The organism is Bradyrhizobium sp. P5_C11_2, from assembly GCF_054049755.1.
Genome location: NZ_JBFULT010000408.1, coordinates 1 through 6,946 on the forward strand (window position 1 = coordinate 1; position 6,946 = coordinate 6,946).

The 6,946-nt window shown below is 65.0% G+C and carries 3 protein-coding genes and 4 pseudogenes; 4 read left to right on the forward strand and 3 right to left on the reverse strand.

Annotation, left to right across the window (positions count from 1 at the left end):
* Nucleotides 1–13 precede the first annotated feature (13 nt).
* From ACXJL8_RS29240 to ACXJL8_RS29255, 4 genes and pseudogenes are all read left to right on the forward strand, one after another.
* Nucleotides 14–400, forward strand: a pseudogene (locus ACXJL8_RS29240) (IS6 family transposase); the annotation flags it as partial.
* A 10-nt stretch (nucleotides 401–410) separates the two neighbouring features.
* Nucleotides 411–602: pseudogene (locus ACXJL8_RS29245) on the forward strand (hypothetical protein); the annotation flags it as partial.
* Nucleotides 603–2,586: 1,984 nt separating this feature from the next.
* Complete coding sequence (locus tag ACXJL8_RS29250; RefSeq protein ID WP_456686038.1) at nucleotides 2,587–2,766, forward strand: hypothetical protein; 180 nt, start codon at nucleotides 2,587–2,589, stop codon at nucleotides 2,764–2,766.
* Nucleotides 2,767–2,804: 38 nt separating this feature from the next.
* Nucleotides 2,805–3,464, forward strand: a pseudogene (locus tag ACXJL8_RS29255) (IS6 family transposase); the annotation flags it as partial.
* 330 nt (nucleotides 3,465–3,794) lie between these two features.
* Here ACXJL8_RS29255 and ACXJL8_RS29260 read toward each other — a convergent pair.
* The 3 genes and pseudogenes from ACXJL8_RS29260 to ACXJL8_RS29270 form a co-directional block, all read right to left on the reverse strand.
* Nucleotides 3,795–5,762, reverse strand: a complete 1,968-nt coding sequence (locus ACXJL8_RS29260) for a PAS domain S-box protein (RefSeq protein ID WP_456686039.1) — start codon at nucleotides 5,760–5,762, stop codon at nucleotides 3,795–3,797.
* 653 nt (nucleotides 5,763–6,415) lie between these two features.
* On the reverse strand, nucleotides 6,416–6,625 hold the full coding sequence (locus tag ACXJL8_RS29265; RefSeq protein ID WP_456686040.1) for a cold-shock protein: 210 nt from the start codon (nucleotides 6,623–6,625) through the stop codon (nucleotides 6,416–6,418).
* 144 nt (nucleotides 6,626–6,769) lie between these two features.
* Nucleotides 6,770–6,946: pseudogene (locus ACXJL8_RS29270) on the reverse strand (IS6 family transposase); the annotation flags it as partial.

Sequence of the window (6,946 nt, forward strand, 5' to 3'; positions counted from 1 at the left end):
GTAGCCGGGCCGTATGAGCCCGCTCTCGTACTCCGGCTACCGCTTCCCACGTGACGTGATCCAGCGCGCCGTCTGGATGTACCTTCGCTTCACCCTCAGCTACCGCGATGTCGAGGAGCTCCTGGCCGAGCGCGGGATCATCGTCACGTACGAGAGCGTCCGCCGCTGGGTGCTCACCTTCGGTCCCGTCATCGCGCGGGGGCTGCGGACGCGGCGTCCGAAGCCGCACGCGCGCTGGCACCTCGATGAGGTGTTCGTCCGGATCGGCGGCAAGCAGATGTACCTGTGGCGCGCCGTCGATGCCGAAGGCGAGGTGCTCGACGTCCTGGTCCAAACCAAGCGGGACAAGCGAGCGGCGCAGAAGCTGATGCGCAAGCTCCTGACGAAGCGGGGCCGGGCAGAGTGACGTGGGCGTGCGTGTCGTCGACCGTCGGGTCGTGAACGGCTACAGGCGGCCCGACGGTGAGCCGAACCATCACAAGTCGTACGGCTACCTCCGGACGCCGGAGTTCTCGCGCGTTGCCCGGGACTTCGCTGTGGCCCTGGATGATAGGGGATCCAGGTGTGCGCAGCCGCGACTTGCGGCGGCTGGCGCGTCTTGAGGGACGCGCGGCCAACCCCTGAACCTGCGAGCACGGAATGCGTTGCCGGCTACACGGGAGGCCCGGACCGCATGCAACTGAGCCGCCCCCGGGATTTTCGGAGGCTCCAACTCTTGAGAGACTGGAGCCATGACGAAGCATACCCCACCCTCTTCCCTTGCGGTTCGCGAGCGGGCAGTCCGGCTGGCCCGGAAGCATGAGAGCGAGCAAGGTTCGCAGCGGAAGCGATGAATACGCATGATGGAACATTTTACCGGCTGATTTCATTAGCTACACAGCTTGGGAGAAAACAATGCTTACGGGCGGCCTGCTATGGCTCATCGGGATACCAATCCCGATTATTATTCTTCTGTTTCTATTCTTGCGCAGCAGGCGATAAGGTTCTGTACTGTATTTAGGACAGCGCACGAGGGTATTGCCTCGTGGCGGCAAGGCCGGTCGTGTCGTGGGAACCTTTCCGCGGCGGACTGGTGTCGCTGATAAGGCTCCACTCTGCACTGCTCTGTAAGGTGTTCGACCGCGAGGGGTTCAGGGTCGCATCGAATGCCGAGCGRCTGACCGAGGCTGGACAAGAAGGCCATGAGCCGGCGCTTGCGGTGTCCGGTTCTCGTACCGCGCCGACTTGGGAGCTGACGGTCGTCGTTTGCACTGCGTCGTCGTCGCGTAGGGTCCATACGCCAGCTGCAATCTCTACGAGGTAGTCCATGGCCACGTCGGCGAGGTTCCTGTCCACCGTAGCCTTCGCCTTCGTCGCTGGGGTGACCACGACAGGCGTGTACATGTCCCGAGGCGGGACTCACCGCGAGGCAGCGGCCGGGCTACACGATGCCGCAACGCCCTCTCTCGCGCAGCGCCTGCGGGCGGAAGCCCACGGCGAGTCGCTGCCGTGGTCGGATCCGGTCAAGGCCACGCTGGAGCCGCCGAAGCTGACATTCACCCCCGGGCCTACCGATGCGCCCGCCGAGGAGGGCGGAGCTGTCGCGGATCAAGGCCGGGATCCCGCCTCGAAGGCCAGACCGGTTTCCGCGCCCGTCCGTCTCGCGCTATCCGACGGGCACACTCCTCACCCGAAGCAGGATCAGGCTGACCCAGCGCCAGACATCAAGCGCGCCCGTCCGTCCGAGGAGAATGTCGGGCCTTCCCGGGCAAAATCTGTACAGGCCCCGGGGCTGATCCGGACCTCCCGAGACAATGGCACTCGCCCATATCAGGCTCGCTACTCCTCTAGGACTGCCTCACGGCCCGACGGGGAGGCTGTACCCTCGCGTGCCCTGTCCGCGGAGGCCCCGAGGCACGTCGCACCGCCCGTGGAAGAGGAGCGCACGAAGGTCAGAGACGTGGACGCACTCAGGCGCATCCAGCCCTCGGAGTCGCACGACCATCCCCGCACCAAGCTGACGGAGGCGCGCCCGCGCGTTCGCCTGCCGGAAGCGGACGAGGAGCGCCTTCGCCGGAGCGGTGCGGAAGCCCCTCGACACTTCCGGGCGCCCGACCCTGCGGATGATGGGTATCCCCGCGTCCGGGCCGCCGAGGAGCAACGCCCTGCCCACCAGTCGCGGCCGCTGCCGTCGCGGAACCTGCCGTCCCTCGCCGCTGCCGACGATATCCGGGCCGCGGTCAGGAGGGCGGAAGCACGCCGCGAGCGCGTGACCGTCGCGCCCCCGTATCGGACGGCCGGCCTTGAAAGCCACGACGACACCCCAAGCGTCCGCGAGGTTTACGTCGTCAGACGAGACGACGAGCCCGACGAAGAGCCGCGTGTGGGAGTCCACCGGAGCGTTGCCGCCTCGGACGGCCTTATGCGCTGGCTCTCCGGACCGGCCGGCCGGTTCTGAGCCTTCCCCGCGCCCGCACGGTTGCAGGACTCCGCTTCTCACGGCTACAGCCTACCCGTGCAGGGCGTGTCGCAAACGCGAATGGGCTGAGGTTCACGGGTCGTTAGCCATACCTGCCCAGCTTGCCGCCTCCGCCTTGGAGCCGGCCCATGATCCTCCACGCCATTGCCGCCAAGCTGAAGCGCCGGTCCAAGGCGGACTTCAAGGGGCGGCACTTCGAGGCAGCCCTGATCGTGCAGGCGGTCCCCTGGTACCTGCGCTGGGCTTGTCACGTTGGCAAGGTCGCCGGCTTGCCGCGACCGATCCAGCATCGTAGCCGGGCCGTATGAGCCCGCTCTCGTACTCCGGCTACCGCTTCCCACGTGACGTGATCCAGCGCGCCGTCTGGATGTACCTTCGCTTCACCCTCAGCTACCGCGATGTCGAGGAGCTCCTGGCCGAGCGCGGGATCATCGTCACGTACGAGAGCGTCCGCCGCTGGGTGCTCACCTTCGGTCCCGTCATCGCGCGCGAACTGCGGAAGAGGCGCCCGAAGCCGCACGCGCGCTGGCACCTCGATGAGGTGTTCGTCCGGATCGGCGGCAAGCAGATGTACCTGTGGCGCGTCGTCGATGCCGAAGGCGAGGTGCTCGACGTCTTGGTCCAAACCAAGCGGGACAAGCACGCGGCCCAGAAGTTGATGCGCAAGCTCCTGACGAAGCAGGGCATGGAACTCGAGGCGTGGGTCACGGGCAAATGCCCGGCCTACGGCGCTGCCCTTCGCGAGATGACTTTGAAACGGACATCGCACGTTCAGGAGAAGCGGGCGAACAATCGAGCCGAGAGCTCGCACGTCCCGGTGCGACGACGAGAGCGCAAGCTGCAGGGCTTCACGTCGCCAGGCTCAGCCCAGCGGTTCCTGTCGATGCACGCGGCCACCTACAACACCTTCACCGTTCCCCGCCACCTCGTCTCAGCCCCCACGCACCGACTCTTCCGAGCCGAGGCGTTCGCGACGTGGCGCAGGGCGGCTGGCGTGGCGGCTTGAAACTAGCCAGCGTACGATTTCCTGCGGCTACGTCCGACAACGTGACAAGCCCCCATGTCGGCCGCCTTCGGGGCATTCCACTGCGAACAGGCCGGACAGACCTTCATAACGATGCGAGAGCCATGAACGAACGCGAGGCCGCGACCACGGAAGGTGGTCTTGCCTTGGGGAAGGTCGTTCAACATCGGCCCTCATTGCGGACTGATGCAGGTTGGAGTCAATGAACCGTAGAGGTTCCCCGCCTTGTTCCATCTGCACAGCTCGCGGACAACAGGACCGGATCATATGGGCGGATCAAGGCCCAAGCCCTCGGTCTGGTCTGGCCACGGACTATGGCGCGGAGCGAGATAGAGGGACGACATTGCCTCCTCGCGTAGAAATCGCGACCGCCGAAGCCGTTCTCTCGATAGCGACGATGAGCGCTGCGGGCTTGTAGGGCTTTGAGATCAGCGGGAAGCCTTCCTTGATCGCCCTGGCCGCCTGATCGCTGTAGCCGGTCGCAAGCAGTACTGGCAGAGCGGGCCAGTGGCTGCGCACATACTGCGCCAAATCGAACCCGTTCATCTCTCCTGGCATCACCAGATCGGACAGGATCACGTCGAAGGGCTGCCCCGAGTTCAGGACGTGCAGGGCTTCCGAAGCGTTGGCGCTCCTCACGACCGTGTGGCCCCGCTCAGCCAGCACCGAGGCCGCGACTTCCGCCACCTGCGCATTGTCCTCAGCCAGCAGAACGCGAAGCGGGCGCACGACCTCGCCAGGATCGTTGCCCACCCGTTCTAGCTCCACAACCTGCTCCCGCGATCGTGGCAGCGAGATCGTGAAGGTCGTACCTTGGCCGACTTCACTCGCGATGCGCACGGAGCCGCCTGACTGCTGGGCGAAGGCGTAGACCTGCGGCAGCCCCAGCCCCGTACCCTTGCCCACGTCCTTGGTACTGAAGAACGGCTCGAAGGCGCGGGCGACCACCTCGGGCGGCATGCCGGACCCGGCGTCACTCACCGCGATCGCGACGCTCTGTTCAACGTCACTGCCGGGCGCAGTGACATTCTCCGTTCTGATCCGGAACTGGCCACCTCTGGGCATGGCGTCGCGCGCATTCACCGCGAGGTTGATCAGTGCGATTTGAAGCTGGGCCGAATCAACCTCTGCGGGCCAAAGCTCATCCGCGAGATCGAACACCATGTCGATGTCCCCTCGCAGCGACTGCCTCAGCATGTCGTCCATGTTGAGGATCAGCCGGTTCAGGTCCAGAACTTCGGGCTGGTGCATGTGGCGACGCCCAAAGGCGAGCAACTGCTGGGTCAGCTTACGCCCCTGCTCCACCGCCTGGACCGCGTTGTCGATCAGGCGCTCGCGTCGCTGCTCCGGCGCGCGGCGCAGGAGATCGAGGTTGCCGAGGACAACGGTCAGGATGTTGTTGAAGTCGTGTGCCACGCCGGAACTCAGGCCCCCAAGCGCCTCCATCTTCTGCGCCTGCAACAGCGAGGCGCGCCCCTTCTCCAGGGTCTCCTGCGCATTCCGCCGGTCGGTGATGTCGCGGGTGACCTTGGCGAAGCCGACAAGCCGCCCGGTATCGTCGCGGATCGCGTCGATGACCACGCTCGCCCAGAAGCGGGTGCCGTCCTTGCGCACCCGCCAGCCTTCGGCCTCGAACCGGCCTTCCCGTCTTGCCGTCTCCAAAGCCCTGACAGGCACCCCGGCTTCCCGGTCCTCCTCGGTGTAGAAGCGGGAGAAGTGCTGCCCGACGATCTCGGCTTCCGTGTAGCCCTTGATGCGAGCCGCCCCCGCGTTCCAGTTGGTCACGAAGCCGCCAGGGCTCAGCATGAAGATGGCGTAGTCGGTGACCCCCTGCACGAGTAGCCGGAAGCGCTCCTCGCTCTGGCGAAGCGCCTCGCGTGCGACTTTCTGCCCGCTGATGTCCCGCGTGATCTTGGCGAAGCCAATGAGCGTACCGGACGGGTCGCGGATCGGGTCGATGATGACGTGCGCCCACATGCGGGTGCCGTCCTTACGCACGCGCCAGCCTTCCTGCTCAAAGCGCCCCTCGTTGGCCGCGGTCGCGAGCGCCCGTTTGGGCAACCCGGTCTGCCGGTCCTCCTCGGTGTAGAAGCGCGAGAAGTGCTGCCCGATGATCTCGGCCTCGGTGTAGCCTTTGAAACGCTCCGCCCCAGGATTCCAGCTTGTTATGATGCCGGTGGGATCGAGCATGTAGATGGCGTAGTCTGTCACCGACTGGACCAGAAGCCGGAAGCGCTGTTCGTCTGCGCTGTCGGTGGCGGCCCCAAACTGGGATGCCATGCATGTACCTCTCTGCGCGGCCCGACCCGTAGCAAAGAAATGCCCAAGCGTGTCGCCTACATCAAGCTCCAAAGTTGGATTTTCGTTCCCGGAACTGCCCCGAATAACGGGCGCCGGATGTGAAAATACAAAAACAAGTCTCAGTTTATACGTCTATAGTCTCTAAGATTTGTCTTCATAAACATTGCAAGCGGGTTTAGTGACTGCGCTTGATGCATCAGAAGGCGTGAGCAGTTAAGCGGGTGCAAGCCCGAAGCGTATGTCGGTCGGCCGTCGCCGCATGCGCTGATATAGCCCTGGCTCTACCCAGCGGCTCGATACGATGAGTAAGGCCGCCCTGGTGTTCCGGGTGCGGGCTTGTTGCGACTGCGCCGACGAGGCCGCACCGTGAGACCGTACCCCGGAGTTTCGGCGCTCAGCCCCAAGCTGATCGCTGGCAGCTACCTCGGCCGTTATGGTTAACAGATCGTTGCTGGCGGTCTGCGCTGGTCGTGTGTCGGCCCCGTCGCCCGATCTGATCACAGGCTGACGGGGCTCAATGCCGTTCCTCACGGCAGGGGCCAAATACGCAACACGGCCCGAGGGCAGAATGCGGGAGCGCGGTTACCCAAGCCTCAATAGCGGCCTCCGAGTTTACCCTGGAACGGGACCGCTCAGGCACTCTTCAGATTGGCGGCGCTCTCCTTACCGCTGCGGCGGTCGGTCTCCATCTCGTAGGAAATCTTCTGCCCTTCAATCAGGTTGCGCATGCCTGAACGCTCGACAGCGGAGATGTGCACGAACACGTCCTTGCCGCCGTCATCCGGCTGGATGAAGCCGAAACCCTTGGTTTCGTTGAACCACTTCACGGTGCCTGTAGCCATCGAGGTATCCTAATCATCGTCAGCGCATGAGGTAGGCGCTGTAGGCACGAACCGACTGTCTTGGCCGACCGTTCCGTAAGGGTGCGGAAGACGGGCTTGTCACGTTGTCGGACGTAGCCGCAGGAAATCGTACGCTGGCTAGTTTCAAGCCGCCACGCCAGCCGCCCTGCGCCACGTCGCGAACGCCTCGGCTCGGAAGAGTCGGTGCGTGGGGGCTGAGACGAGGTGGCGGGGAACGGTGAAGGTGTTGTAGGTGGCCGCGTGCATCGACAGGAACCGCTGGGCTGAGCCTGGCGACGTGAAGCCCTGCAGCTTGCGCTC